This window comes from Streptomyces stoeckheimensis (genome assembly GCF_045822005.1).
GTDB lineage: Bacteria > Actinomycetota > Actinomycetes > Streptomycetales > Streptomycetaceae > Streptomyces > Streptomyces stoeckheimensis.
Map to the genome: position 1 here is coordinate 8,141,553 of NZ_CP169550.1, position 24,294 is coordinate 8,165,846.

The following is a 24,294-nucleotide window of genomic DNA, read 5'->3' on the forward strand; positions in this document are numbered from 1 at the left end:
CACCGGTGGCCAGGCCACTTCAAAGCCCCGGACGGCCCTACCCACGGACGGTCGCCCCTCACACCATCACGAGCACGGCCGTCCCACTGAGGAGGAAGACCATGAAGCACCTGCGCACCGTCGAGGACGTCATGACACACGCCGTGATCTCCGTCGACCGAGGAACCGCGTTCAAGGACATCGTGGAACAACTGCGGATGTGGAACATCAGCGCGCTCCCCGTCCTGGCCCAGGACGGACAGGTGGCCGGCGTCGTCTCCGAAGCCGACCTGCTGCTCAAGACCCAAGGCACCGACACGACCCACGACACCGCGGCCGAGCAGTTGATGACCCGCCCGGCCGTTACCGTCACGAAGGACGCCACCATCCCCACCGCGGCGCGTCTGATGGCCCGCAGGCACCTTAAGCGCCTTCCCGTCGTCGACGGCGACGGCCGACTCGCCGGCGTCGTCAGCCGCGGCGACCTGCTCAAGGTCTTCCTGCGCCCGGACGAGGACATCGGCGCCGAGATCCGCGAGCTGATCATGTACCAGCTACTCCCGCAAGTTCCCACCGAAAGGCACGTCCACGTGCACGGTCCCGTCGAGGTACACGTCCACGTCGCCGACGGCATCGCCTACCTCAACGGTTCGCTGCCGGACCCCGCGATGGAAGACATCGTCGTACGCGCCGCCAGTACCGTACCGGGCGTCGTCGACGTCAAGGCGGACTTCACCGCCCCCGTCTCCGCCTGAAGGCACCACCGCCATGAGGCACCGCAGTGCCGCGGACCTGATGACGCACACCGCCGTCACCGTCCGCCGCACGACCACGTTCAAGGAGATCGCTCGACTCCTGAAGGAGTTCGACATCACCGCAATGCCCGTCGTCGACGAAACCGGGCACCCGAGGAGCTTGATGACCAGCCCGGCCGTCACACCCCGACCCGAGTGGAGCGTGGTCCGCGCGGCCCGCATCGTGCAGCGGCATCAGGTCAAGCGGCTGCCGGTCGTCGACGTCGAAGGCCGCGTGGTCGGCGTACTCAGCCGCAGCGATCTGGTCCAGCTCTTCCTCCGCCGCGACCAAGCGATACAGGAAGAGATCCTCGAGGACGTCCTCACCCGGACACTCCGCCTAGCTCCCTCGGCCATCACCGTCGAAGTCGACGACGGCCTGGTGACGCTCAGCGGCACCGTGCCGCAGCCGAACGGGGCTGAGCTGGCGAGCAGGGCCGGTCGGTCCCCGGTTGGGCCGCTCGGTCCTTCCCAGAGGCCCCGCAAGCGGAAGAGCCTGGAAGCGGCGGTTCTTCGACCCAGGAGGAACATCATGTCGAACCGGATCACGGTAGGTCTGGACGGATCGAGCGCCAGCAGCGCCGCAGCCGACCGGGCCGCCACCGAAGCCGAACTGCGCGGCGCGGCTCTGGTCGCCGGGTTCATCGTTGGATCGACCGCCTCGGCGACCCTTCCCGAGACCGACACCCCCGTAGTCGGCCGTCGCATCTGCCGTCTGGTACTCGGCGCCCGCATAGGCCCCATCACCCACGCGGTGATGCACCACGCCACCTCACCGGTCGCCGTCGTGGCGCACGACTGAGGCCGCACAGAGAGGAACAGTCCCGTGACCGCAACATACTTCGACCCCGATACCGTCATGCGGCTCGTCGGCGACGCCGTCACCGCCCCGTCCATGCACAACGCCCAGCCGTGGAGGTTCGTGTTCCATGTAGGCAGCGGTGAGCTTGCTCTGTACGGCGATCCGGAACGCGCCATGAACCGAACCGACCCGAACCACCGTGGCCTCCACCTCGGTTGCGCCGCGGCACTGTTCAACCTGCGCGTGTCCGCGGCCTGGATCGGTCTTCCGGTTCGTGTGCAGCTCCTGCCCGACGACTCCGAACCATGGCTGCTCGCCACGGTGACCATCGACGAAACGGCGGGCACGGACCGCGAGCTGGGCTCCTTGCACGACGCCATCCGGCGTCGGCACACCAGTCGGTACCCCTTCGGCGAGGAGCCAGTGCCGACTCCACTGCTGGACGGTCTGTGGGCTGCGGCCCGCTTGGAGGGCTGCCAACTCACTGTTCCGGACACCTGGCACATCGACACCGTGCTCGGCCTGGTACGGGACGCGGAACACCGCGAGGAAATCGATCCGCTCGCCCGGGCGGAGACCACGGGCTGGACCTCCCACCCGCAGAGCGCTACGGGCACACGCCGCGACGGCATTCCCGCCGCCGCATTCGGACCCAAGGCTTCCGGCGGTCCCACCCCCGTGCGCGACTTCGGCTGGGCCAACCCGATACCGGATCGCGGCTGGGCCGTGTTCGAGAAGCGGCCGCAGCTGGCTCTGCTCAGCACAGAAGGGGACACGAGAGCTGACTGGCTGCGTGCCGGCCAGGCGATGGAGCGCGTCCTTCTGCAGGCCACCGCTGATGGCCTTGCCACTTCGATGACATCCCATCCCCTGGAATGGCCGGAGCTGCGGTGGACGCTGCGCGACCCGGTGGCGGCCATGGGGCACGTGCAGATGGTCTTCCGCCTCGGCTACGGCCCCGCAGGCCCCGACACGCCTCGCCGCCCGTTGGCCGAGGTCATGGAAATCCGGGAGTAGAAGCCGGCGGAACGCCGCGTAGACGCTCGATCCCGAGCTGGGGCCAGAGTACGCCGCCTTCGGCCAGGGCGTCGCCCGGGGCGTAGTAGTGGAAGGGGCTGAGGGCCCGAGGAAGCCGAACACCTCACCCGGTCGAACTGTGAGGCTCAGGCTGTCGACTCCCATCACCGGCCCGTACCTCTTGGTCAGCCCGGTCAGCTCGATGGCCGGCCCGTCACCCATGGGTCCAGTCTGAGTCTGCTGCTGGAGACCTGCCTGTTCACCCAAGGTCGTAGGCCGAGAGGGGGGCGTGCCGCGGTGCGGTCCCCGCTGCTGCCATGTCGGTGTAGGCGGTGCGCTTGAGCTGCATCGCCAGGTTCTCGAGCGCCCGGGCGGCCGCGAGTTCGTCGCCGATCTCGGGCACGTCGCTGTCCGTGGGGTTGCAGCGCGCGGTGCCGTGGCCCGTGAGGCGGGTGGTTCCGGTGTCGAGTTCGATGCGGACCTTGGTCGCGTGATCTTCCTCGAAGAGGTAGAGGTGGGTCTTCCATTCGGTCGTGTGCGACATGGTGTGCCTCCGATCGGATCAGGAGTAGCAGTGGTGCCGGCGTCGGGCCCAGCGTCGGACCTCGTCGCTTCCCCAGACCAGCGGTGGGGGCCGAGATGAGGAGGACGACATCCCAAGGCGGCAGGTCTCGCGGTGAGCGGCGGCTCGGTTGCCGTCCGTGACGGACGGCAGGCAGGTCAGCGCGAAGGCGGATGCAGACGGGTCCGGGTGCGGTCGGCATCACGCCTGAGCGGGTTGGCCCCCGTCCGTTTCGCCCGGTGGTGCATGGCACGCCTCCGTGCTGGTGCGTACCGGAGCAGGGCCGTCCCTTCAGGCGGCCACGATCTCGGCGCTGATGTGGTGGGCCCACTTCTGGATGCGCTCGGGGTTGCGGAAGTCGCCGCCCTTGCCCTGGCGGTTCAGCGCCTTGGCGAGGAAGCCCGGGGTGTGGGCCGTCATGCTGCCGCCGAAGGTCATGTGCTCGCGCGCTCCGATCAGCTGCATCTCCCGAGCGACGGCGGAGACCGGCGGGATGTCGTGTTCCTCGGTCGAGCGGTCGAGCGGGCCGCTGCTGAACATCCACACCGGGCGGTGCCGCAAGGAGGCGGCATTGCGTTCTGCGCAGTGCTTGGCCTTGCTGCTCCAGTGGCCGGCGTAGAGGGCGCCGCCGAGGACGACGGCGTCGTAGGCGCGGACGTCGTGGACATCGTCGGCGGGCAGTACGACGGCGTCGAGACCGTCCTCCCGGAGGGTCGTGCCGATCTGTTCGGCGATGCCGGCGGTGGCTCCGTGTTTGGTGCCGTAGGCGACCAGGACTCGCTTGGTGCTCATGGCGGGTGCTCCTTGGTTCCGTGGCGAGGGGCCGATACCACTGTCACGCGGCCGCGGGCCGGTCCGCTTGGGCCGGACGGACCCCTACTGAGGCCATTCGGTCCTCTCCGAAGCGGCCTTCCTCGACGGCGAGGTGTTGCTTGGCAGCGGCGAAGCTGTCAGGGGCTACGGAGATCGACTTGATTCCGACGCGGACGAGGAAGGCGGCGCAGGCCGGGTCGTCGCCGCAAACCTGCTCCTCAACACAGCCCGTCCGGAAGGGCCTACCACCACCGCGTAGGCCTGCGCGCCCTCGGTTGAGTGAGACCCGACCAGGGGCACCCGGCCGTGCCCGTGCGCACGACGGTGGGCTCGGCTCCCGGGACGGCCCGGCTGCGCGCGGAGACGAAGGAGTGGCTGGGCCGAACGCCAAGCGTGTCAAGGTGGGGCTACGGGACGGACACGTCCGCCCGGACGATGGTGATCGGACACGGCGCGTGGACCGCCGCCTGCTGGCTCACCGAACCGAGCAGGGCTCGGCGGAAGCCGCCGCGACCGCGGCTGCCCACGACCAGCATGTCCGCACCCTCTGCCGCATCCACCAGGACATCGACCGGATTGCCGCGCACCAGGCGCTGGTGCACGGAGGAGGCACCGTCCTCACCGAGGACCGTGCTGACCTCCTCGACCAGACGCCGCTCGGCCTCCTCCTCGTCGAACGTGGCGTCGACCGCCGGGGCCGACCACGACGCGGCACCGGGCAGGTCCCATGCCGCGACCGCCTCCACTCGCCCGCTCACCAGCGCTGCGTACCGGACCGCCCAGCGCAGCGCGGCCTGGGACGAGGGCGATCCGTCGACGCCCACCACGATCCGGGGAGCCTCATGCTGCCTGTCCATTCCGTTCACCCTTCCCAACGGCTGATACATCCACAGTGTGCGCATCACGAACGCACCGCCACGCGGAACCGCGGTGGCTACCGCGTCAGCCATTGGGGAGCCGGAACCACCGCTCCTGGCCTGCGGCAATGCGTTCGAGGTAGCCGACCATGAGGGTGGCGGCCTCCTTGGACGCCTGGTAGCGGTTGGGTGTGTCCCGTTCGGCTTCAAGGATGCGGTCCAGGCGGCGGATGTCGTGGTAGCGGGTGCGGTGGACGTCCCAGTCGAGCTCGGCGAGGTCCCCGTAGCCGTGGAACTGGCTGATCACGCCGCGATGAAACGGCACGTACAGGCGGCGGGACACGTCTTCCCAGACGGTGAGCTCGTCGGGGCAGACGCCGAGCTGAGTGAGGAGCTCCGCGCGCCGGGCCGCCGGGAGTTCCCCGTACAGGTCGAGGGCGCGGGCCAGTACCCACGCGGCGGTGACGTGGGTGTAGGCGTTGTCGTCGATGCCGGGATCGGCGGCATCCGGGTAGGCGTCGTGATACTCGTCCGGTCCGACGACGCCGCGGATCCGGTAGCGGCCCAGGCCGGCGTCCCACGTCGCCGCGTCGCCCCAGAAGTGGGCCATGTGCAGGAGGAGTTCGGCGCCCGGGCCGTGCATGAATCCGGCGTCGCCGGTGGCCTGCCCGTACCGCCACACGTTCCAGGCGACGGCCGACCCCACGTGGCGCTCGAGGCGGGAGTGGTCCGGAAGCCAGCGGCCGGAGCGCGGATTGAGGAGCAGCCGCGGTGCCTCCTCGCTGCCGGAACTGCCGCTCTGTGGCGGGCAGCGAGGAAGGCGCGTACGCCGTCGAGACGGGCCCTGCCGTCCATCAGGTCCCGGTACTCGCGGACGGCGTCGAACGGGCGCGGTCGTGCTCCGGCCTGCGATGGCTGCCACTCGGGGAGGCAGCCATCGAAAGTCTCCTTCCAGGCGGCCGCATGACGGTCGGCCGTCGCGAGGAGCACTCCGTCGGTGTCGAAGACGACAGCCCGAAGTTCGTTCATGAGTCGTGCACCACGCGACGGCCGGTGATGCGGGCGGGGGTGACCTTCATCCAGTGGCTACGCGGTCCGCCGGCCCAGGGCTGAGAGCGGGCCGTGTTGCTGAGGTGGTGCGTCTCGTCGGGGTCTGTGACCGCTGCCAGTTCACCCACGGCCAGCACGCTCCAACCAGTGGCGGTCACGTCGTCGATGTTGTCGATCTCGAAGGCGACCTCGGTTCCGGCAGCTCTGGCAGTGACGGCTTCGGCGGAGGTGCGGAAGGCGATGTCGGGTCCTGCGATCAGGTAGTTGACAGGAAGGACGGCCGGGCCTTCGGGGGTGAAGACGGCGATGCGGCCCACGCCGTGCGTGTTCAGCAGCCGTCGGCATTCGGTCTCGTCCAGCGGTACGAGCGTACTGTCGCGCCGGGCGGTGGATCGGCCGGCGACGCGGTGGGCGTTGACGCCGGTCAGGTCGTCGACGGTGAGGCCGAGCGCGTCGGCCACCCGGACGAGGGTGCCGATGGCAGGACTCGCGGCGTGCTCCTCCAGGTAGGCGATGTACGTGCCGTCGGCGCCGCACCGCCGGCCCAGTTCGTCGCGGCTCAGACCGAGGGCTTCGCGGCGGGCCGCAAGGCGGCGGCCCAGGTCGGTGCGTCCGGTCATCTCGCCGGACTGCTGCGGGTGGGTGCTCGGTGTGCTCTTCACGGCACTCACTGCTCCTGGGGCGGTACGGCGACGGTGTCGTGCTGCGGTCCGCCGAGCACGACTTTGAGAGCGCCGGTGTCTCCGGCGCGGGAGAAGACGTCGTACGCCTCCTCCATCTGGTCCAGCTCGAAGCGGTGGGTGACCATGGCGGCCCCGGGCAGTCGGCCTGCGGCCATCATGCGCAGGAGCATCGGGGTGGAGTGGGTGTCGACGAGACCGGTGGTGATCGTCACGTCCTTGATCCACAAGTCCTCGAGGTGGAGGACGGCGGGCTTGCCGTGCACGCCGATGTTGGCGACCCGGCCGCCCGGTCGGACCATGCGGGTGCACATCTCGAAGGCCTCGGGCACGCCCACGGCCTCGATGACCACGTCCGCCCCGAGCCCGTCGGTGAGGTCTTCCACCAGCCGCTCGGGCTCCTCGTCCGCGTTCGCGGTGGCATCGGCGCCGAGGTCGCGCGCGGCAGCGAGCCGGGACGCGGCGAGGTCGACGGCGATGATCCGCCCGGGGCTGTAGAGCTGCGCCGTGGCGATGGCGGCCAGGCCTATGGGTCCGGCGCCGACCACGACGACCGTGTCGCCCGGGCGCACGTTGCCGTTGAGCACGCCGACCTCGTAGGAAGTCGGGAAGATGTCGGCGAGCAGTACGGCGTCGTGGCTGGCCAGGGCGCTGGGCAGCGGGTAGACGGAGAGGTCGGCGAAGGGGACGCGTACGTATTCGGCCTGCGTTCCGTCGATGGTGTGGCCCAGGACCCAGCCACCTCCTCCGCGGCACTGGCCGTAGTGCCCTTCGCGGCAGAAGCGGCAGCGGCCGCACGCAGAGATGCAGGAGATCAGGACGCGGTCGCCGGGGCGGACGCTGCGGACATCGCCGCCGACCTCGACGACGGTCCCGACGGCCTCGTGCCCGAGGATCCGGCCGGGCGTCACTTCGGGGACGTCGCCCTTGACGATGTGCAGGTCAGTGCCGCAGATGGTGACGGCGTCGACCCGGACGATCGCGTCGGCGGCGTCCTTGATGGAGGGGTCCGGGACGTCCTGCCAGGAGGTCTGTCCAGGCCCGTGGAAGACGAGTGCCTTCATGGCGCGGCCTTCTCTCTGTGCGCTGCGCGGGAGGGAGTCACCGTCAGGCTGTGCCCGTACCCCTCCGTCCGGCTTGGGCCGGTCGGCCCCTATCCGGGGCCGGTAGGTCCCCAGCGGACAGAGCGTTCCGGTGCGACGGTGGAGACCGGCATCCGTCCCGAAAGGAGGGCTGCTGCCATGTCCCAGTCAGCCCCGTCTCCTGCTTCCGCCCGCCCGGCCCTGCTGAGGTTCCTCGGCGGAGTGCGGACGGTCACCGGCAGCAAGTTCCTGGTAGAGAGCGATCACGCCCGGATCCTCGTCGACTGCGGACTCTTCCAGGGTGTCGCGGACCTGCGCCGTCGCAACTGGGACAAGCTGCCCTGCGAGGCCTCGGACATTCACGCCGTCATAGTGACCCACGCCCACCTGGACCACTGCGGCTACCTGCCGCGACTGGTCCGCCACGGCTTCCGCGGCCCCATCCTCACCAGCGCCCACACCGCCCGGCTCGCCGAGATCGTGCTCCGCGACAGCGCCCGCCTCCAGATGGAAGCCGCCGAGCACGCCAACCAGCACGGCTGGTCCACGCACCGCCCGGCCAAGCCGCTCTACGACGACGATGACGTCGACCAGACGATCAAGTACTTCGACCCGGTACCGGTGGGCAGCGAGATCGAGATCATGGCCGGCACGAAGCTGATGCTGCACCACGGCGGTCACATCCTCGGCTCCGCGTGGGCGTCCCTGACCCTGGAAGACGGCCACACCCTCGCCGTCAGCGGCGACCTCGGCCGCCCCGGCCACCCGCTCCTCCTGCCGCCCGAGCCCTTCTCCGGTGCCGACGTCCTGCTGATGGAGTCGACGTACGGAAACCGCCGCCACGACCACGAGAGCGCCCGCCGGGAATTCGCCTCGGTGATCACGCGGACGTTGTCCCGTGGCGGGACCGTGGTCATCCCGGCCTTCGCGATCGACCGCACCGAGGTCGTCCTGCACGAGCTGGCCACCCTGCGCAGCGACGGCACCCTGCCCCGCCACGTACCCGTCTACGTCGACAGCCCCATGGCGCTGGCCGCCCTCGACGTCTACCGCGACGCCGTACGGGCCCACTCGCCCGAGCTGCGCCCCGAGATCCTCGCCCGGGGCGAGGCGGCGATCAGCCCGGAGCCCTTCCTGGCCGCCCGGACCGTCCAGGAATCGATCGACATCAGCAACACCACCGGCCCGGCGATCATCGTCTCCTCCGCCGGCATGGCCACTGGCGGCCGCGTCCTGCACCACCTCCACCGCATCCTGCCCGACCCCCGCAACGCCGTGGTCATCGTCGGCTTCGCCGCCGCCGGCACCCGCGCCCGCGACCTCGTCGACGGCGCCCGCACACTCAAGATGTTCGGCGAGTACGTCCCGGTACGGGCCGAGGTCGCCGACGTACCGCACTTCTCCGCGCACGCCGACGCCGACCAGATCATCGACTGGCTGCGCGCCGCCCCCGCCCCGCACACCACCTACCTCGTCCACGGCGAGGAGACCGCCTCCGAAACCCTGCGGGACCGAATCGACCACGAACTGGGATGGACGGCCGTCGTACCCAAGTCCGGGGAGGCCGTCCTGGTCCGCTGACCGGGTCGGACGGTCCCCACGGTGTGCCGTCGGCGTGGTCTCCGAGGCCGATCTCCTGCCCAAGGAGGAGTTTCACGAGCACCGCCCGGGCCTGGTCGAGCAGATGCGCCACCTCGGCGACACCGCCGAGGCCGGCTCCACCCGCGCCGAGAACATAATGACCACCCCGGCCGTCACGATCTGCCCCGACGCCACACTTCCTCAGGCCGCCCACCTCATGGCCGACCGGCACATCAAGTGCCTCCCGGTCGTCGACGCAGACGGCATCCTCAAGGGCATCGTCAGCCGCGCCGACCTCCTCAAGGTCTTCCTCCGCACCGACGAGGAACTCTCCACCGAGATACGCCGCACCGTCGTCGACCGCCCTCTTCCCCCTCTCCCACGAAGCCGTCAAGGTCACCGTGACCCAAGGGATCGCCACCCTGACCGGCGAGGTCCGCGACGCAGTACCTGTACCGCATCCACAGACTCCGCCCGATGCGAGGCTCCGGTGAGCTTGCAGCCGCTAGACTTGCAGAGTTATGCAATTTACTAGTTTCGGATTGGGTGGACGGGGGTTGCGGTGTGGCTGGGTTCGCGGAAGCGGCGCTGGAGCGGGTCCGGGTGGCGCGGGCTCGTCTCGCGGCTGCGCGGGAGGCTGATGATGCCTTCGAAGAGGGGCAGGCCTCGGACGAGCTGGAGGACGCGCTGCGTGTGGCCCACGATCACGGCGTGGCGACGGGCGACGAGGACGGCCGGTGAGCCCGGCGGCGTCGAGCCGGCCGGTTGCACGGTGATGGGCCGCCGTTCGAGCGGTCAGGCTCCGGCGGCGTCGGCGCGCAGGCATGCGTGGACGGTGCCGCTGGTGCCGGGTTCTGTGCGGTCCGCACGCGAGCGCACCGCGCGGTCGCTCGTGCTGTTCGGCCTGGAGAGCAGCTCGTCGTTGTTCGGGGCGGTGCTGCTGGTGGTCAGTGAACTCGTCGCCAACGCGGTACGGCACGCTCGGCAGTCACCGGACGCCGAGGTCACCTTGCAGATGACCGAACACCTTCTGGTGGTCGGCGTGGGGGACCTGGATCCGCGCCCCATGACCCTGGCCGACGCTGAGCGTACGTCTGGGCAGGGGGTGCGCACCGTGGCCGAACTCGCCCGTACGTACGGCGGCGACGTCCGCGTGGAGCCCACGGGCGAGCGCGGCAAGACCATCGTGGTCCGCTTCATCCTGCCGGAGGGAACCCCGTGATCAGTAGTCACAGACCAGAAGCCCAGCTGTACCAGATCACCTACCTGGGCACTGTCGGCGAGCCCGATGCCCGTACCGTCGAGGCGGGTGAGGTCGCGGGCATCATTGCGGAGGCCGGGCAGCACGGCAGGCAGGTCCTCGTGCGCCCGTACGCGCACCCGCAGGATGCCCTGGACGCCGGGGAACGGAGCGGGCTCGTGATCGGCGGCAAACCCGAGGAGAGCGCAGAGGCGGAGCATGAGAGGTGGCTGGCGAAGGGTGTCGCCCTGCGTGCCTTCTTCTATATCGCCGGCACGCACCTGTTCGCCGGGTTCGTGTGGCTGCTGTTCTACCTGGGCCAGCACGCACAGAAGTAGGAAGCGGCCGTCTCCCGGTGTCAGAAGCGCGATGAACCCCGCGCTACGGGAGACGGCCGCCGTTCCTGGCCCCGTGCTATCGGGGGCTGTTGGCGCGAAGGTCGGCGAGCAGTTCGGCCTGACCTTGAAGGACACCGGAGAGGATGCTGCGAGCAACTCGCAGCAGCTCTACGACCTCGTCGCTGGTGAGCCGGTAGTACACGTTCGCGCCTTCGCGGCGGGTGATCACCAGGTTGGCCTTGCGTAGGACCGCGAGCTGTTGGGACAGGCTCGCGGCTTCGACGCCGACCTCGGGCAGCAGCTCGGCGACCGCATGCTCACGCACACTGAGCAGCTCCAGAACGCGGATGCGGACCGGGTGGCCCAGTGTTTTGAAGAACTCCGCCTTGAGCTGGTACAGCGGTGCGCTCACTTGGGTACCCCTGCCTCGACTGCCCATCGCATCCACCCAGAACCGTTTCGCCGTAGGGGGCGTCCTTTCGCCCCTACACACCTTGTGACCTCCACAATTGCAGATCAGCGCAACTCCTGGCGCAAGGCGGCCCGTCTTTGTGACGTTCGGCCCCGCACGGAGGGCTTTCGCCGTCAGCCCTCCGTGACGAACGCGGTCCCCATGGAGCAGGCCCCCTCGGCCGGCCACTGGTCGCTGCTCCATTGGCGCTGCTCGTCGCCCACCGCGTGGTGGGCGGCCAGCGCGGCGGGAAGGTCGCAGTGGACGGGGATCGGCGGGCAGGAGCCGTCGGGGACGAGGGAGCCGTCCGCGGGGATCGAGGCGAGTTCCAGGGGCCGGCCCTCCTCGGCGAGCCGGCGGGCCGCCTGGGCGACGGCGAGCTGTCCGCCCACCGACCAGCCGAGCAGTCCGCTCAGGTCGAGGATGACCGGTCCGGTGCCGCGGGCAAGGACCCACCCGATCGCGCCGGTGAAGCGCGCGATCGCATCCGAGCCGAGGTGTCCGGCCAGGGACAGGACGCCCAGGCCGGGGTGGGTGGTGTAGCGCCACTCGATCGTCATCGTCATTTCCTCAGGTCTCACAAGGGAAGGGTGATCCAGATGCTCTTGCCGTGCCCGTCCGCATCCGGCCGGACCACTGCGGTCCCGCCAAGCTCCATCGTCATCTCGACGACGGTGGCCAGCCCGCTGCCCGGAGCCGTGGCCAGCGCCCCGAAGAGGGCCGGCTGGTAGGGGTGACGGTCGTGGACGGCGAACGCGTACGCACCCGCCCCGTGCGCAAAGGTCACCGTGATCATCGGCGACAGCACGACGGCGTGGCGGACGCTGTTGGTGACCAGCTCGGCCAGGATCAGCAGCCCCGGCCCGACGCTCGGATGCCGCAGGCCCACACCGCACTCGACCAGCACCAGTTCGGCCGTCTCCCGGGCGATACGTACGGCCGAGCCCATGGCGGGGACGCTCAGCACGTGCCGGTAGGACATGGTCTGGACCTCGACGCTCACCGCCCGGCCCCCTGAACGGGGCGGGCGAGACGGAACCCCGACACCTGCTGCGGGTGGATGCGCACCAGCGTGTCGTGCGGGCCGTGGGCCCAGCCGGGCAGCGTCCGCCGGTAGTGCGCGGCCTCGTCCGGGTCAGTGATGATGTCGGCGGGGCCGTGGGCCGTCACCGTCCATCCGGTGCCGGTCGGGGTGCGGATCTCGTCCGCGTGATAGGTCAGCACCGCCCTGCCGGGGATCGCCGCGGCCTGCACGGGCGTGCGGACGATCAGGCGCCCGTACTCCATGACGTGGGTGGCCGGGCGGACGAGAGCGTGCTCGCGCTGGACGTAGACCAGGCGTCCTTGGGCAGAGCCTTCGAGGAGCCACAGGGCCTCGGTGCCGGAGACGTCGATCATGAGGCGGTCGGCGGGGACGGTCATCGTGCGGCCTTCCGGATGCGGTGCGGACGGTGCTTGAGAGGCAGCAGCCCTGCCTGCTCCAGATGCTTGCGGGCGCCTGCGATCGCCTCGGGCGTGGTGGCGTACTCCCGGCCCTCGTGCCGCAGCAGGTCGAGTGCACCGACGGCCTCCAGCGCTTGGCGCTGACCGGGTCGGATGCCGGACGTCATGACGGCGATGCCACGCCGGTTGAGTTTCTGGACCGCGTCCTTCAGGACGAGGGCGCCGGTGGCGTCCATCGTGGTGACGCGGGACATGCGCAGGATCACCACCTTCACGTCGGAGACCTCCGACAGCTCCAGCAGGAAGCGGTGCGCGCCGGCGAAGAAGACGGGCCCGTCGATGCGATAGGCGACGATGTGCTCGGCGAGCAGCGCGTGCTCCTCATCGCTGTGCTCGCCGGGCAGGTCCGGGCGGAAATCCACCTGGTCCATCCGCGCCTGGCTCGCGACCGCCTTCAGGGCGAGCGCCCCGGCCACGACGAGGCCAATGATCACCGCGTAGACGAGATCGAGGACCAAGGTGGCGGCCGCCGTCAGGACCAGCACGACGGCGTCCGAGCGGGTCGCCTTCGCCATTGCCCGGAGCGAGCCGACCTCGACCATCCGGATCGCGGTCGCCAGCAGCACCCCCGCCAGGGCGGCGAGTGGGATCTTGGAGACCAGGGGCGCGGCGGCGAACACGATCACCGCGAGCACGGCGGCATGCGTCAAGGCGGCGAGCCGGGACGAGGCACCGGTGCGGACGTTGACCGCGGTACGGGCTATCGCCGCAGTGGCCGGCACGCCGCCGAACAGCGGGGCGGCCAGGTTCGCGATGCCCTGCCCGAACAGCTCCTTGTCCGGGTCGTGCTTCTGCCCGACCGTCATCCCGTCCGCGACCGTGGCCGACAACAGCGACTCCAGCGCGGCCAAAGCTGCCACCGCAACCGCCGGAGCGAGCAGCGAACCCAGCGCGGACAGGTCGAGGAAGGCCAGGGAGGGCGCGGGCAGCCCGGACGGCAGATCTCCGATGGGCGCCGCGGCGTCCAGGTGGAAGACCTGGACGATCACGGTCGCGGCGATGACCGCCACGATGGAGAACGGGACGGTGGGCCGCCAGCGGGCGCCGAGCAGCATCACGGCGGCGACGCCGAGTGAGAGCGCGCTGGCCGTCCAGTTGGGGGCGTGCGCGAACTCGACGACGGCCCGCCAGGCAACGGCGAGTACCTTCTCGCCGTCCGGCTCGGGTACCCCGAGCGCGCCCGGTATCTGCTGAAGTCCGATCACGCACGCGATACCGAGAGTGAAGCCCTCCACTACCGGCGCCGGCACGTAGCGCATGTACTGCCCGGCCTTCAGCAGTGCCAGGGCGATCAGGAGGACACCGGCCATCAGCCCGACGGTCAGCACCCCGCCGGGCCCGTACTGGGCGACGATCGGCACCAGAACCACCGTCATCGCACCCGTGGGCCCCGACACCTGAAGGTTCGACCCGCCGAACAGCGCGGCGAGCGCACCCGCGACCACGGCGGTGGCAAGCCCGGCCTCTGCGCCGAGCCCGGAGGAAACCCCGAAGCCGAGCGCGAGCGGCAGAGCGACAATCGCGACGGTGAGACCGGCCAGCAGGTCCCCGCGGGGGCTTCGGCGCATCACCTCGAAATCGCCCCGGGCCGGCATCAAGGAGCGGACCCGGTCGAGTGCGGCGGTCAGCACGGTATTCACTGTGCGGGGACCTCGGACTCGCGCAGTTCCTCTAGGAGTTCACTCTGCCCGGTCAGCACCTCGGTCAGAATCCGCCGAGCCGCCCGCATCAGCTGCGCGACGTCCCCACCCGCCAGTTCGTAGACCACCGTCGAGCCGTCACGGACCGAGGTCACGATCCCCGAGCGGCGCAGCACCGCGAGCTGCTGCGACAACGCCGAGGGCTCGACCTCGATCGCGGCCAGGATGTCCCGTACTGGCATCGGCCCGTCCTGCAGCAGCTCCAGGACCCTTATCCGTACGGGGTGCCCGAGCATGCGGAAGAAGTCGGCCTTGGCCTGATACAGGGGAACAGGCATGGTCTCGCATCCTTCTCATCGCCCCGGGCGCCGGGGAAGTGGCTGGGCCTGTGCCCGCGGCTACCTACGGGCGCGGGCAGTACAGCATCTACGAAATTGCATAATTTTGCAATTCGTGGATTCTGCGACCGTTCCCGTCCCGGAGGCTGTAACGTCACGGCGTGGGCCCCGCCGCATCCCCCGTCGGCGGGGCCCCTCCGGCGGGTTCCGTGCCGGCGTCGGTCGTCCTCGACTGTGTCCTCAGCCTCCCGCGCGCGTGCGTGCGTGCGCTGCGCCGCCATGAACGGACGCGGCGCCCTTTGAGTACAGGGAATTGCAGAAGTTTGCAATTAAGATATCCTCGTCTCGCCATGGCGCGGGTGCCTCAAGCCCCGCATGTACGTACCGAGCTAGGACAGAACAGATGACGGCGAGCCTGCCCCCGTGCCCGAAGTGCTCCAGCGAGTACACCTACGAGATGAACGCGCTGATGGTCTGCCCGGAGTGCGCCCATGAGTGGGTTCCCGCTGCGACCGGGACGGATGACGAGAGCGCCTCGGGCGCGCGGGTGATCAAGGATGCCGTCGGGAACATGCTGAGCGACGGTGACACCGTGACCGTCGTCAAGGCGCTCAAGGTCAAGGGGAGCCCGTCGGGGATCAAGGCGGGCACCAAGGTGCGCAACATCCGCCTGGTCGACGGCGTCGACGGCCACGACATCGACTGCAAGATCGACGGGTTCGGTGCCATGCAGCTCAAGTCGAGCGTGGTCAAGAAGGCCTGACCTGGCTCCCGGTTTCGGAGAGCCTGATCAACACTTTCGGGTGCACTCCGGCAGGCGGGCGCTCTCGGCGGCTGTCCGTTGTCATCCAAGCGAGGCGTTTGACAGCGAACCCAGTCGTACCGGTGACTCCGGTCAACGGGCGGGAAGTGAAGCCAATGCGAGATCCCACTGTTCGGCCGCGTGGAGCAGAGCGGCTGTGTCTACCCGAGCCTTCACGAAGTACTGGTAGATGTCCGGACCGTTCTCACCCTGCTGCCATGGGGGTGCCGCCTCCATGGACAGGTGGACGCGAATCACTGCACCGGCGTCACTGCGACCGGCGAGACTGAAGGCCATGACCGGCTCGATGAACCACGTGTCCGGGGACAGGTAGCCGTCAACCTCTGGCCCAGTCACCTCAACCGTCCCTGCAGCCACGGCGCGCAGCCAAGCGGCCACCTCGCGGGCCTCATCGGTCAGCAGACAGGGATCGGTGAAAGACCAGGTGCCTTCCGGGGTCATTGCAGTGCCTGCGACGACCAGCCAGTTGTCATCGTAGGAGTCGCCGTTGACCTCGGAGAACTGATAGCGCAGGGGGCAGAGCTCGACACTGTTTACGTGATCACCCAAGAGCATTGCCCCAGGGTGTCACGGACCGTCTCGACGTTGCACAGGCCCTCAGAGCATGCCCGCACAGCCCTATGGGCGCGCGGGGGACGCAGGGCCGTTTGGCATCCAAGTTGGTCGCTCCAGGTCAGGGACCCGCGCTGGACCAACTTCCTTGTCAATGGACACTCGAGCACACGCGCTTCCCGGCGCCGCGCGCTACACGTGGCGGACGACCTGATAGATCGTCTGGGACACGGGCGCCGGGTGCTGGGCCCCGGTCTCGTTCCAGCCGATCTCCTCGGCGCGCTCCTCGATGGCCTTGTGTGCGGCCTGAGCTGCGGCTTCGTCCTCAAAGAAGGCGACGGACAGCCCGTTGCCGGTAGCAGGATCGACGAGGTGGTACGCGCCGTGGACACCGGGCACGGCTGCGACGGCATCTAGCACCCAGCCCCGGTCGTCAGCTGGCATCGGCTCCCACACTGCCACCCTCGCGATCATCGCCGCCTCCTTCGTTGGTCTGGGCCTCCAGGATGAAGCAGCCTTCGGTGACAATGCTCACCTTCCCTGCGACGGATCAGGTGTCCCGACACACGGCGGTGATGGGCGGGGCTGTCCGTTGTCATCCAAGCGAGGCGATCTGACAGCGAACACAGCCGTTGCGACTTCCTGGCCAGCGAACCTAGTCGTGCGAGGTGAGCGCTGGGGGTGCTGGATGGCTGTCCCTGCCGAAGTGGATCTTGCGAGTCGGCGGTGGAAGAACCAGCGGGTTTCGGTGGCGAGCTCGGCCTGATTCCTGGCCCGGAGGCCCCCCGCCTTTGGCGTCTTGAAGCTCGGAAGAAGCTCTGACCGTGGGTAAAGGCTCGCCGGAGCGACAGCGTCGGCGAGATCATGCGGGCAGCAGCCGTCTGACAGAGGGGTCGGCCTCGGGGGCCTGACCGGTCGGCGCGAGGAGCTTGCTGCTACCGGCCGCACCGTCGTCATCGCCGCCGTCGACGGCCGGGCAGTCGCCCTGATCGGCATCGCCGACGCGCCCCGGGAGACCGCTGCCGCCGCCGTGAGCGAACTGCACGCCCTGGGCGTTGAGGTCGTCATGGTCACCGGCGACAACCAGGCCACCGCCGAACGGATCGCGCAGCGCCTGGGCATCGACACCGTCATCGCCATCGGCGCCGGCACCGACGTCGCCATCGAGACCGCCGACCTCGTCCTGATGCGGTCCGACCCCCTCGACGTCCCCACCGCCCTGCGCATCGGCCGCGGCACTCTGCGCACGATGCGCCAGAACCTCGGTTGGGCCATCGGCTACAACGCCATCGCCCTGCCCATCGCCGCAGGCGTCTTCGAACCCGCCACCGGCCTGATCCTCCGCCCCGAGATCGCTGCCCCCTCCATGTACGGATCCAGCATCATCGTCGCGCTGAACGCGCTCGCCCTCAAGCGCCTGCCCCGCCCAGCCCCCACGGGCCCGGCCGGGGGAGGCGTTCGCGGTGGCGAGTAGTGCCGCCCGGGCCGCGCTGCGCAGTGCCCGGGTGCGTTCTACCGTGGAAAATGTGACCGGCCGCGAGCCCCGCACGCAGCCGCAGCCCCTGCTGCGGCTCACCATGCTGCTCGTCCTCGCCGTCATCGTCGGGCTGCTCGGCATGCACGCCTTGGGCGCCGCCGCCCTGCCGTCGGCAGGCGCCACCGAGCACACCTCCCACCACGTGGCGGCAGCCCTCGCAGCCCCCGGCTCGCAGTACCGATGCCCCGACGACGATCGCGACACGGGTCGCCATGTCATCCACACGGACCAGATGTGCGCGTCGGCTGCCGTGCCGGGTTCCCCCGGTATCGCCGCCGCGGACACCGAGTCGGTCGCCACCACGGCGCATGGCGCCCATGCCCCGGTCCTGTGGCCGATCGCGGTGGCCTACGAGCCGGCTGGAGGGCGGGCACCGCCCTCACTCGCCGGACTGCAGCTCCTGCGGATATAGGAGCCCCGTCTGCGGCCCGCGCCCCCCACGGTGCCGCACACCGCGCTTCCTGTTCGCATCCGATCACTGGAGCTCAGCGAAATGAACACGAACCGATCCCTGCCGCGTCGCGCGGCCCTGGCGGCCACCGCGGCCACTGCCGGCCTGGTCCTGGCCGCCTGCGGCAGCAGCGACAGTACGAGCACGCCCGGCACGACCGCCGCGACCACCACCGCCCCGGCTTCCACGGAGGCCGACCGGCACAACCAGGCGGACGTCGCCTTCGCGCAAGGAATGATCCCCCACCACCGGCAGGCCATCGTCATGTCCGACATGGTCGAATCCCATGGCGCCTCCGACGAGGTCAAGGAACTCGCGGAAAAGATCAAGAAGGCGCAGAAGCCCGAGATCGACACCATGACCCGCTGGCTCGAGGCATGGGGCGAGAAGGTTCCCACCGGCACCGGGATGGGGCACGGCGACGACGACTCCGGCATGCCCGGGATGATGGGTGACCAGGACATCAACCGGCTCGGGAACGCCAAGGGCAATGCCTTCGACACGATGTTCCTGACCATGATGATCGAGCACCATGAGGGCGCGATCGACATGGCCAAGACGGAGAAGGAGCAAGGCGCCTACGGTCCCGCGAAGGCCCTCGCCGACAGCATCATCACCTCCCAGACCGCCGAGATCGCCCTCATGCGGACGATGCTTGCCGGCTGAACGCCAACCGAGCCCGGTCTGGTGCGGCGTCCTGGCTTCCTCCTCCTGGGCAAGCCGCACCGGCCGGCACGGACCGCGGGCGTACGGACTCTACGGCCCGGTCGGGGGACCCTGAAGACATACGGATCCACCTCCTCGTCGTGCCCGACTGCCCGCACCACAAGCCCGCAACCGAGCGGCTGCGGCGTGTGCTCGAGGACATCGGGAGCAGCACCACGATCGCCACAAGGGTCATCACCGACCAGGCCGAGGCGGAACGGCGGATCGGCTTCATCGGCTCCCCGACCATCCTCATCGACGGCCGCGACCCCTTCCCCGAACCGGGACGCGGTGCCGGACCGGAGGCGCACATCCCTGCGGTGAATGGGTCGATGCTGTGCGCGGCTCCGGTGGACCGGCCCTTCCGTGCGGAAAGGTGAGTGGCGGACGCAGGAAGGGGAAGCCGGATGACCTGGTTGTTCAACGTGGCGGGTGTGGTCCTGGTGTTGTTCGTCCTGCGGGACGTGTTCCACACGCTTTGGCATCCCACGCGCCACGGTGGCTTGAGTCGACTGGTCATGACCGGTCTGTGGCGGCTGTCCTCCTCGTTGACATCGCGCCGTCGGGCCTCTGGCCTGGCCGGCCCCGTGGCCATGGTCGCCGTGGTCGGGGTGTGGGCCCTGACCGTGGTCTTGGGCTGGGCGCTGATCTACTGGCCGCACATGCCGGAAGCGTTCACCTATGCCGCCGGACTTCGGCCCGCCGACCACGCCTCATTCGTCGACGCGCTGTACATCTCCCTGGTCAACGTCTCCACCCTAGGCCTCGGCGACATCGCACCCACCGAGGGATGGCTGCGGATCCTTGCTCCTCTGGAGGCCCTCGTCGGGTTCGCCCTCCTGACCGCGACCGTCTCGTGGACCCTCGGCATCTACCCGGCACTGGCCCGCCGCCGCGCCCTGGCGCTGCGCCTGTCCCATCTCGCCCGCACGCACCCCACGACGGATCAGATCGACACGGACGCGGGGGCGGCGGTCCTCGACAGCCTGGCCGTTGGGATCTCGGTGATCTCGGTCGACTTCATGCAGTACGCCGAGTCCTACTATTTCCACGACGGCGATGACCGGACGTCCTTGGCACTCCACATCGCGTACGCCGACCACCTGGCCGACCAGGCGGCCGTTGCCCGCCATCCTGATGTCCGCCTCTCGGCCGCCGTACTCCGGGCCGCTCTGGAGGACCTCGCAGTCATCCTCGACCAGCGCTTCCTTCACACCCGTAGCGCGACGCGAACCGTCTTCGACGCCTTTGCCCGCGACCACGGACGCCATGCCGGTGCCTGAGGGCGCGTCGTCCCGAGGAATGCTCCGTGCCACCCAGGGAGCACATGGCCACAGGCCCCGCTGTGCAGACGATCCCCGCCGCTTCCCGGAGAGCCAGTCGCTCCCCACGACGCCAGGCCGGCAACGGCAGGGCGACGACGAGATCGGCGCCGCCACCGGCTGGACCGGTGCGACAACCCCCCTGTGAACGCCGTCGATTTTCCCACCCCCAACGTCACGGAATGGGACATGGGGACGTCGGAGTTGCGCCGTCGTCCCCATGGGGATGCCACACCTTCCCGGGCGGCCCTCTCCGGAGGCACGGCATGTCAAGGCCGGCACGCGGGGACGGAGGAGGACGAGATGGGGAATCGCGTGAACGCTGACACCCCCCAGCGACAGCTCCAGAGCATCCCGAACGCCCCCTGAGAGCGGTTCGTGGGAGAGGGCTCCCGTCAGGTGGTCCCGGACCCGTATCGCGAGGTTGCCGTTCGGGAACGCCAGCCGCGCCACCAGGGGAGTCCCGGGCAGCTGCATTCAATTCGGAAGCGCGCACTGCTCGAGAGCTCGCCCTTTCAGCAGCGCGACCGCCGGAGTGTGGGTCACAACCAACGCTGGACGGTTCCGGCCCAGCTCATTCCCGCGCCGACAGCGACGTGGAGAACGGTGTTCTCCGGGCGGAGGCGGCCCTGGTCCCGTGCCACGTGCAGGGCCATGGGAATGGAGGCCGCGCCCGTGTTGCCGAAAGTATCGGCGGTGACGACGAGTTGTGAGGCGGAGATGCCCAGCGCACGACTCAGGGCACGCAGCATGCGGGGATTTGCTTGATGCGGGATGACGAGGTCGATCTCGTTCAGGGGTAGACCGGACAGCTGGACGAGTCTGTCGACGATCTTGGGGAAGACGTCGTGGAAGTATGCGGCGACTGCCTTTCCGTTCATGTGGAGGTAGTGCCCGCCTTCGGAGAGGGTGTGTTCGGTCGTCGGCTGTGCGCTGCCGCCGGCGCGGATCCCCACGATGTCGGCGAGTGCGCCGTCGGTTCCCTGTGCGCTGCACAAGATCCCCTTTCCCGTGGTTGCCGGGCCTACCACAGCGGCGCCGGCACCGTCGGCGAACAGGACGCCCGTGGAGCGGTCGACGGGATTTTGGAACTTGGAGAACGTCTCGGCTCCGATGACCAGGGCGTGCCCTTCGGGATGGGATGCGGCGAGGATGTCGCGGGCGGTTTTCAAGGCGTAGAGGAAGCTCGCGCATGCTCCGCCGACGTCGGTGGCCCAGGCCCGGTCAGCGCCGAGACGGTGTTGTACCCGGCAGGCCGTGGAGACCGCGAGCTGATCCGGGGTGCTCGTGGCCACGAGGATGACGTCGATGTCCCGGGGTGACAGGTGTGCATCGGCGAGGGCGTGTTCGGCGGCCGAGACTGCGAGGTCGGACGTGGCCTGGGCGGGCTCCGCGTACTGCCGTTGCCTGACACCGGTCATGCGCTCGATCCACTCCGGGTCCACCCCGTACTGGCTGGCGATTTCCGCATTGCTGACCCGGCGCTGCGGGATGTGGACACCCAGGCCCTGGATCCCGAATGCGAGGGACGGCACCGGACCGGTCACGTGCGGACCTCCTGGGCGTTCGCTTGCTGAACCACGCGTGCACAGTGGGCCACGGTCACGCCCTGTTCGGCCAGTAGCGAGTCGTCGACGGGACTGCCGAATTCCTCCTCGGCCCGGACCGCGATCTCCACCACCTGGAGCGAGTCGAGGTCGAGGTCTTCGACAAGCCGGGATTCCGCGGTGATTTCATCGACCGGACGATCGGCGACGGCGGCGACAAGGGCTGTGACCCGCTGCAGAACGTCAGATGTTGTGGACATGGTGGATTTCCCATCTCGGTGGACAGCGCGGAGAGGTCTTTTGAGTGTGGTGTCGGTCAGCCGCCGGCCAGGACGGCGTGTTCCGGCGATACGGCGTGCGATGGCATCGATCCTCGGGCTGAACTTCATGTGATGGTGCTGCGGTCGCCGGCGGTGAGGATCTCCAAGTCGGTGTAGAAGCGTCCCGACGGGCGGGGCTGGCCCAGGAGGATGCGGCGCGCGGCGTCGGCGGTGAGGGCGCCGCCCAGTGCGACTCCGGAGGCGAGTTGTGGCCAGCTGCTGAGGGTGACGCCGATCTGGGAGATGGAGGCCGTCAGCTCCGGGCTGATGCGTTCCCGGTCGACCATGGTGAGGATGACGTCGACCATCTCCTCGTGGGTGAGGTCCTTGAGGTCGCTGGAGGTCGTCTCTCCGAGAAGGCCGTGCAGGAGGGGGCGGTCGGGTTCGAGGTCGAAGCGCTCCACGTCCAGCAGGCCCCTGTCGTTCGCGTCCATGACGACCGGGATGCCCATGGCCCGGGCGCGCTCGCGGGCGGCGATCTTGACGTAGGGGGTGTCGCACTCTTCGACCAGGAGGTCGATGGGGCCCGCACCGCCGGTGAAGAAGTCGTCCATGGTGTCGTCGGTCAGACCGCCCTGGTAGAGCTCGATGTCCAGCCAGGGGTCGATCTCCAGCATCTGCCGGGCCGCGAGCACGCACTTGTTCAGGCCCAGGTGATGCACGCCCGCGCGCAGGCGGTTGAGGTTCGAGACGCTGAGGGAGTCGAAGTCGGCCAGCTTGAACGATCCGCCGATGCCTTCCATAGCGAAGGTCAGGGCGGCGCTGCTGCCGACCGAGAGACCGATGATGCCCACGCGGCGTCCCAGCAGCCGGCGCTGCTGGGCCCGGTCGATCCGTCCGCGGTTGCGGTCGGTGCGTACGAGGCGGAACTCGTCGCGGGGCAGCAGGTGCACCAGGCGTCCGGACCACGGGTACCAGATCCATGTCCCGTACTCCTGCGGGCTGGTGCCGGCCAGTTGTTCCGCCACGGCCCGCTGCACGGCGTCCGGAGAGGAACGCAGACGGGGCTCACGGCTGGTGACCAGCTCCGTCAGCTGATCCGAGATCGTGTCCATCACCTCGCGGACCTCACCCGAGTCGATCAGACTCTGCAGGCCGATCCGGTCCTGCTCGAGCTCCGGGGTGAAGAGCACGGGCTGCCAGCACGCGCCGGAACGTGGATCGCCGCTCGTGGCGGTGGCCGCGACCGTGAGACGGGTGGAGGACGGGTGTACGAGGTCCTGCGGGGCTGCGCCGGGCCGTGGCGCAGTGCTCAGCCCGGCATGGCGGGCGGGGACGACCGAAGCAGGAAAGACTTCCTCCACTTGCTCGATGAGCCCGCTGAACTCGCCTGCCGAGAACCCGGGGCGGTACAGCATGATCACCACGTCTTCGGTGTAGTGCTCGACATAGCGGCGCGTGCCCGGGACGGGGCGGAAACCGAACCGCTCGTGGAACCGGTCCTGCCCGTCGGCGGTACCCGAGGTCCCGATCATCGCCTTGGCTCCCAGGAAGCGCGCGGCGCCCATGGCGAAGGCGTTCAGATGGATTCCCAGGCCCAGCCTGCGCGCCTGGTGCTCCACCACCAGGCGGCTGTGCTCAAACGTTTCCGCAGCGCCGAGGCCGTTCTCCCGGAGTACTTCGTCGTAGCGCTCGGCGCCCAAATATGCCCGGGTCTGGAAAAGGTCGCCCGTCTCCGGTGTCGAAAGCCGCACGTACCCCAACGGCGGGCCTCCCGCCTCCCGCCTTCCGATGAAGTGCCATGCGCCGAAGTCCAGTTCCTGGTCGTCGGCGTATCCGCCGTCCAGTGTCTGGAAGTCGGGCCGGCGGCCGTGGTCGAAGAGAATCCTGGCCCTCAGCTCACGGACCCACCCGACCAGCTCAGCGTCCCCTGACCGGCCCGCTTCGACGCGGAACGCGGATACGTGCCACGCAACGCCCGTGGTCGTATGAATGTTTTTCACAACCAGTAACCCACTTCGACTAGCGCATATTGCTCAGCTGTGCTCCGGGGGCGCACGCCTAGCGCACCCAAGATCACAACGAGTGCGCCGATGATCGGTTGCGCGCTCGTCGTCGTGATCGTCAGGAACTTCCCGGCGAGGGGTGACGTGCAGGGGACCGGGGACGGGCGCAATGCGTTTGAACCCTTGGCGCGGCCGGAGTTGGCGCCCTGACGCCCGGCCCTTGCCATCGGTGCCGGCCTCGCCCAGGGGGTGATGCTGCCTGATTTGCCGCCGAGCGGATGACAACCGGATGCCTGTTCCCCACGCCCGGACGGGTGATGGGCGCGGGTTCCGGCGATCGGGCCCGCCAAGGATGGTCCGGAAC

Annotated in this window: 30 protein-coding genes and 2 pseudogenes; 14 read left to right on the forward strand and 18 right to left on the reverse strand. The window is 69.4% G+C overall.

The window, feature by feature from the left end:
• Positions 1-101: 101 nt before the first annotated feature.
• The 3 genes and pseudogenes from ACE1OC_RS36990 to ACE1OC_RS37000 all read left to right on the forward strand — a co-directional run bounded on the left by ACE1OC_RS36990 (position 102) and on the right by ACE1OC_RS37000 (position 2,592).
• Positions 102-734: a CBS domain-containing protein gene (locus tag ACE1OC_RS36990; protein WP_407840676.1), complete on the forward strand. Its 633-nt coding sequence runs from the start codon at positions 102-104 to the stop codon at positions 732-734.
• Positions 735-747: 13 nt separating this feature from the next.
• Positions 748-1,185, forward strand: a pseudogene (locus ACE1OC_RS36995) (CBS domain-containing protein); the annotation flags it as partial.
• A gap of 414 nt (positions 1,186-1,599) precedes the next feature.
• The gene (locus ACE1OC_RS37000; protein ID WP_407840677.1) at positions 1,600-2,592 is read left to right on the forward strand and encodes an Acg family FMN-binding oxidoreductase; all 993 of its coding nucleotides are present in this window, start codon (positions 1,600-1,602) and stop codon (positions 2,590-2,592) included.
• 259 nt (positions 2,593-2,851) lie between these two features.
• Here ACE1OC_RS37000 and ACE1OC_RS37005 read toward each other — a convergent pair whose 3' ends face one another.
• The 6 genes and pseudogenes from ACE1OC_RS37005 to ACE1OC_RS37030 form a co-directional block, all read right to left on the reverse strand.
• On the reverse strand, positions 2,852-3,136 hold the full coding sequence (locus ACE1OC_RS37005) for a dsRBD fold-containing protein (RefSeq protein ID WP_407840678.1): 285 nt from the start codon (positions 3,134-3,136) through the stop codon (positions 2,852-2,854).
• 309 nt (positions 3,137-3,445) lie between these two features.
• Complete coding sequence (locus ACE1OC_RS37010; RefSeq protein WP_407840679.1) at positions 3,446-3,946, reverse strand: flavodoxin domain-containing protein; 501 nt, start codon at positions 3,944-3,946, stop codon at positions 3,446-3,448.
• A 428-nt stretch (positions 3,947-4,374) separates the two neighbouring features.
• Positions 4,375-4,824 carry a universal stress protein gene (locus ACE1OC_RS37015; protein WP_407840680.1) on the reverse strand — a complete coding sequence of 150 codons (450 nt, stop codon included), beginning with the start codon at positions 4,822-4,824 and terminating at the stop codon, positions 4,375-4,377.
• Positions 4,825-4,960: 136 nt separating this feature from the next.
• Positions 4,961-5,632 (reverse strand): annotated as a pseudogene (locus tag ACE1OC_RS37020) (glycoside hydrolase family 65 protein); the annotation flags it as partial.
• Between the two features lie 217 nt (positions 5,633-5,849).
• Positions 5,850-6,536 (reverse strand): helix-turn-helix domain-containing protein, encoded by a 687-nt coding sequence (locus ACE1OC_RS37025; RefSeq protein WP_407840681.1) that lies wholly within the window; start codon positions 6,534-6,536, stop codon positions 5,850-5,852.
• A gap of 5 nt (positions 6,537-6,541) precedes the next feature.
• Entirely contained in the window at positions 6,542-7,618 is a 1,077-nt protein-coding gene (locus tag ACE1OC_RS37030; RefSeq protein ID WP_407840682.1) for a zinc-dependent alcohol dehydrogenase family protein, read from the reverse strand.
• 177 nt (positions 7,619-7,795) lie between these two features.
• Here ACE1OC_RS37030 and ACE1OC_RS37035 point away from each other — a divergent pair, with 177 nt between their 5' ends.
• The 5 genes from ACE1OC_RS37035 to ACE1OC_RS37055 all read left to right on the forward strand — a co-directional run bounded on the left by ACE1OC_RS37035 (position 7,796) and on the right by ACE1OC_RS37055 (position 10,795).
• Entirely contained in the window at positions 7,796-9,217 is a 1,422-nt protein-coding gene (locus ACE1OC_RS37035; protein ID WP_407840683.1) for an MBL fold metallo-hydrolase RNA specificity domain-containing protein, read from the forward strand.
• A gap of 34 nt (positions 9,218-9,251) precedes the next feature.
• Positions 9,252-9,752, forward strand: a complete 501-nt coding sequence (locus ACE1OC_RS37040; RefSeq protein ID WP_407840684.1) for a CBS domain-containing protein — start codon at positions 9,252-9,254, stop codon at positions 9,750-9,752.
• A 29-nt stretch (positions 9,753-9,781) separates the two neighbouring features.
• A complete protein-coding gene (locus ACE1OC_RS37045; RefSeq protein WP_407840685.1) occupies positions 9,782-9,958 on the forward strand; it encodes a hypothetical protein in 177 nt (58 codons plus the stop codon).
• A gap of 103 nt (positions 9,959-10,061) precedes the next feature.
• The gene (locus ACE1OC_RS37050) at positions 10,062-10,439 is read left to right on the forward strand and encodes an ATP-binding protein (RefSeq protein ID WP_407840686.1); all 378 of its coding nucleotides are present in this window, start codon (positions 10,062-10,064) and stop codon (positions 10,437-10,439) included.
• Positions 10,436-10,795: a DUF6126 family protein gene (locus ACE1OC_RS37055; RefSeq protein ID WP_407840687.1), complete on the forward strand. Its 360-nt coding sequence runs from the start codon at positions 10,436-10,438 to the stop codon at positions 10,793-10,795. Before ACE1OC_RS37050 ends, ACE1OC_RS37055 begins: the two co-directional genes overlap by 4 nt.
• 76 nt (positions 10,796-10,871) lie before the next feature.
• Here the strand turns inward: ACE1OC_RS37055 and ACE1OC_RS37060 are convergent, their stop codons facing one another.
• The 6 genes from ACE1OC_RS37060 to ACE1OC_RS37085 form a co-directional block, all read right to left on the reverse strand.
• The gene (locus tag ACE1OC_RS37060) at positions 10,872-11,207 is read right to left on the reverse strand and encodes an ArsR/SmtB family transcription factor (protein ID WP_204357614.1); all 336 of its coding nucleotides are present in this window, start codon (positions 11,205-11,207) and stop codon (positions 10,872-10,874) included.
• Positions 11,208-11,380: 173 nt separating this feature from the next.
• Entirely contained in the window at positions 11,381-11,806 is a 426-nt protein-coding gene (locus ACE1OC_RS37065) for an anti-sigma factor antagonist (RefSeq protein WP_407840688.1), read from the reverse strand.
• 17 nt (positions 11,807-11,823) lie between these two features.
• Complete coding sequence (locus ACE1OC_RS37070; protein WP_407841798.1) at positions 11,824-12,228, reverse strand: ATP-binding protein; 405 nt, start codon at positions 12,226-12,228, stop codon at positions 11,824-11,826.
• 17 nt (positions 12,229-12,245) lie between these two features.
• Positions 12,246-12,668 carry a pyridoxamine 5'-phosphate oxidase family protein gene (locus ACE1OC_RS37075; protein WP_407840689.1) on the reverse strand — a complete coding sequence of 141 codons (423 nt, stop codon included), beginning with the start codon at positions 12,666-12,668 and terminating at the stop codon, positions 12,246-12,248.
• On the reverse strand, positions 12,665-14,344 hold the full coding sequence (locus ACE1OC_RS37080; protein ID WP_407841799.1) for a SulP family inorganic anion transporter: 1,680 nt from the start codon (positions 14,342-14,344) through the stop codon (positions 12,665-12,667). Before ACE1OC_RS37080 ends, ACE1OC_RS37075 begins: the two co-directional genes overlap by 4 nt.
• A gap of 41 nt (positions 14,345-14,385) precedes the next feature.
• On the reverse strand, positions 14,386-14,727 hold the full coding sequence (locus ACE1OC_RS37085) for an ArsR/SmtB family transcription factor (RefSeq protein WP_407840690.1): 342 nt from the start codon (positions 14,725-14,727) through the stop codon (positions 14,386-14,388).
• Positions 14,728-15,130: 403 nt separating this feature from the next.
• Here ACE1OC_RS37085 and ACE1OC_RS37090 point away from each other — a divergent pair, with 403 nt between their 5' ends.
• The gene (locus ACE1OC_RS37090; RefSeq protein WP_407840691.1) at positions 15,131-15,490 is read left to right on the forward strand and encodes a zinc ribbon domain-containing protein YjdM; all 360 of its coding nucleotides are present in this window, start codon (positions 15,131-15,133) and stop codon (positions 15,488-15,490) included.
• 132 nt (positions 15,491-15,622) lie between these two features.
• Here the strand turns inward: ACE1OC_RS37090 and ACE1OC_RS37095 are convergent, their stop codons facing one another.
• The 3 genes from ACE1OC_RS37095 to ACE1OC_RS37105 form a co-directional block, all read right to left on the reverse strand.
• Positions 15,623-16,105: a hypothetical protein gene (locus tag ACE1OC_RS37095; RefSeq protein WP_407840692.1), complete on the reverse strand. Its 483-nt coding sequence runs from the start codon at positions 16,103-16,105 to the stop codon at positions 15,623-15,625.
• Between the two features lie 189 nt (positions 16,106-16,294).
• Complete coding sequence (locus ACE1OC_RS37100; protein ID WP_407840693.1) at positions 16,295-16,576, reverse strand: hypothetical protein; 282 nt, start codon at positions 16,574-16,576, stop codon at positions 16,295-16,297.
• Between the two features lie 388 nt (positions 16,577-16,964).
• Positions 16,965-17,147, reverse strand: a complete 183-nt coding sequence (locus ACE1OC_RS37105) for a hypothetical protein (protein WP_407840694.1) — start codon at positions 17,145-17,147, stop codon at positions 16,965-16,967.
• Between ACE1OC_RS37105 and ACE1OC_RS37110 the strand changes: the two genes are divergently transcribed.
• From ACE1OC_RS37110 to ACE1OC_RS37130, 5 genes are all read left to right on the forward strand, one after another.
• Positions 17,058-17,576: an HAD family hydrolase gene (locus ACE1OC_RS37110; protein ID WP_407841800.1), complete on the forward strand. Its 519-nt coding sequence runs from the start codon at positions 17,058-17,060 to the stop codon at positions 17,574-17,576. The two genes, ACE1OC_RS37105 and ACE1OC_RS37110, sit on opposite strands and share 90 nt — an antisense overlap.
• A gap of 52 nt (positions 17,577-17,628) precedes the next feature.
• On the forward strand, positions 17,629-18,051 hold the full coding sequence (locus tag ACE1OC_RS37115; RefSeq protein ID WP_407840695.1) for a DUF6153 family protein: 423 nt from the start codon (positions 17,629-17,631) through the stop codon (positions 18,049-18,051).
• Positions 18,052-18,132: 81 nt separating this feature from the next.
• Positions 18,133-18,756, forward strand: a complete 624-nt coding sequence (locus ACE1OC_RS37120; protein WP_407840696.1) for a DUF305 domain-containing protein — start codon at positions 18,133-18,135, stop codon at positions 18,754-18,756.
• Between the two features lie 140 nt (positions 18,757-18,896).
• Positions 18,897-19,175, forward strand: coding sequence for a hypothetical protein (locus ACE1OC_RS37125; RefSeq protein WP_407840697.1), 279 nt, complete (start codon positions 18,897-18,899; stop codon positions 19,173-19,175).
• 27 nt (positions 19,176-19,202) lie between these two features.
• Entirely contained in the window at positions 19,203-20,078 is an 876-nt protein-coding gene (locus ACE1OC_RS37130) for a potassium channel family protein (RefSeq protein WP_407840698.1), read from the forward strand.
• A gap of 581 nt (positions 20,079-20,659) precedes the next feature.
• Here the strand turns inward: ACE1OC_RS37130 and ACE1OC_RS37135 are convergent.
• From ACE1OC_RS37135 to ACE1OC_RS37145, 3 genes are read right to left on the reverse strand one after another with little or no spacing between them, the layout of a single operon-like run.
• Positions 20,660-21,664, reverse strand: a complete 1,005-nt coding sequence (locus ACE1OC_RS37135; protein ID WP_407840699.1) for a 3-oxoacyl-ACP synthase III family protein — start codon at positions 21,662-21,664, stop codon at positions 20,660-20,662.
• Positions 21,661-22,053 carry an acyl carrier protein gene (locus tag ACE1OC_RS37140; RefSeq protein ID WP_407840700.1) on the reverse strand — a complete coding sequence of 131 codons (393 nt, stop codon included), beginning with the start codon at positions 22,051-22,053 and terminating at the stop codon, positions 21,661-21,663. The genes ACE1OC_RS37135 and ACE1OC_RS37140 overlap by 4 nt, the downstream gene beginning before the upstream one ends.
• Complete coding sequence (locus ACE1OC_RS37145; protein WP_407840701.1) at positions 22,050-23,927, reverse strand: ThiF family adenylyltransferase; 1,878 nt, start codon at positions 23,925-23,927, stop codon at positions 22,050-22,052. Before ACE1OC_RS37145 ends, ACE1OC_RS37140 begins: the two co-directional genes overlap by 4 nt.
• Between the last annotated feature and the right edge of the window lie 367 nt (positions 23,928-24,294).

Bases quoted from the DNA above. Each gene is read 5' to 3' on its own strand.
- ACE1OC_RS36990 (WP_407840676.1), top strand. From the start codon at position 102: ATGAAGCACCTGCGCACCGTCGAGGACGTCATGACACACGCCGTGATC.
- ACE1OC_RS37005 (WP_407840678.1), bottom strand. From the start codon at position 3,136: ATGTCGCACACGACCGAATGGAAGACCCACCTCTACCTCTTCGAGGAA.
- ACE1OC_RS37010 (WP_407840679.1), bottom strand. From the start codon at position 3,946: ATGAGCACCAAGCGAGTCCTGGTCGCCTACGGCACCAAACACGGAGCC.
- ACE1OC_RS37015 (WP_407840680.1), bottom strand. From the start codon at position 4,824: ATGGACAGGCAGCATGAGGCTCCCCGGATCGTGGTGGGCGTCGACGGA.
- ACE1OC_RS37030 (WP_407840682.1), bottom strand. From the start codon at position 7,618: ATGAAGGCACTCGTCTTCCACGGGCCTGGACAGACCTCCTGGCAGGAC.
- ACE1OC_RS37035 (WP_407840683.1), top strand. From the start codon at position 7,796: ATGTCCCAGTCAGCCCCGTCTCCTGCTTCCGCCCGCCCGGCCCTGCTG.
- ACE1OC_RS37065 (WP_407840688.1), bottom strand. From the start codon at position 11,806: ATGACGATCGAGTGGCGCTACACCACCCACCCCGGCCTGGGCGTCCTG.
- ACE1OC_RS37070 (WP_407841798.1), bottom strand. From the start codon at position 12,228: ATGTCCTACCGGCACGTGCTGAGCGTCCCCGCCATGGGCTCGGCCGTA.
- ACE1OC_RS37075 (WP_407840689.1), bottom strand. From the start codon at position 12,668: ATGACCGTCCCCGCCGACCGCCTCATGATCGACGTCTCCGGCACCGAG.
- ACE1OC_RS37080 (WP_407841799.1), bottom strand. From the start codon at position 14,344: ATGCCGGCCCGGGGCGATTTCGAGGTGATGCGCCGAAGCCCCCGCGGG.
- ACE1OC_RS37085 (WP_407840690.1), bottom strand. From the start codon at position 14,727: ATGCCTGTTCCCCTGTATCAGGCCAAGGCCGACTTCTTCCGCATGCTC.
- ACE1OC_RS37090 (WP_407840691.1), top strand. From the start codon at position 15,131: ATGACGGCGAGCCTGCCCCCGTGCCCGAAGTGCTCCAGCGAGTACACC.
- ACE1OC_RS37095 (WP_407840692.1), bottom strand. From the start codon at position 16,105: ATGCTCTTGGGTGATCACGTAAACAGTGTCGAGCTCTGCCCCCTGCGC.
- ACE1OC_RS37100 (WP_407840693.1), bottom strand. From the start codon at position 16,576: ATGATCGCGAGGGTGGCAGTGTGGGAGCCGATGCCAGCTGACGACCGG.
- ACE1OC_RS37120 (WP_407840696.1), top strand. From the start codon at position 18,133: ATGAACACGAACCGATCCCTGCCGCGTCGCGCGGCCCTGGCGGCCACC.
- ACE1OC_RS37130 (WP_407840698.1), top strand. From the start codon at position 19,203: ATGACCTGGTTGTTCAACGTGGCGGGTGTGGTCCTGGTGTTGTTCGTC.
- ACE1OC_RS37140 (WP_407840700.1), bottom strand. From the start codon at position 22,053: ATGAAGTTCAGCCCGAGGATCGATGCCATCGCACGCCGTATCGCCGGA.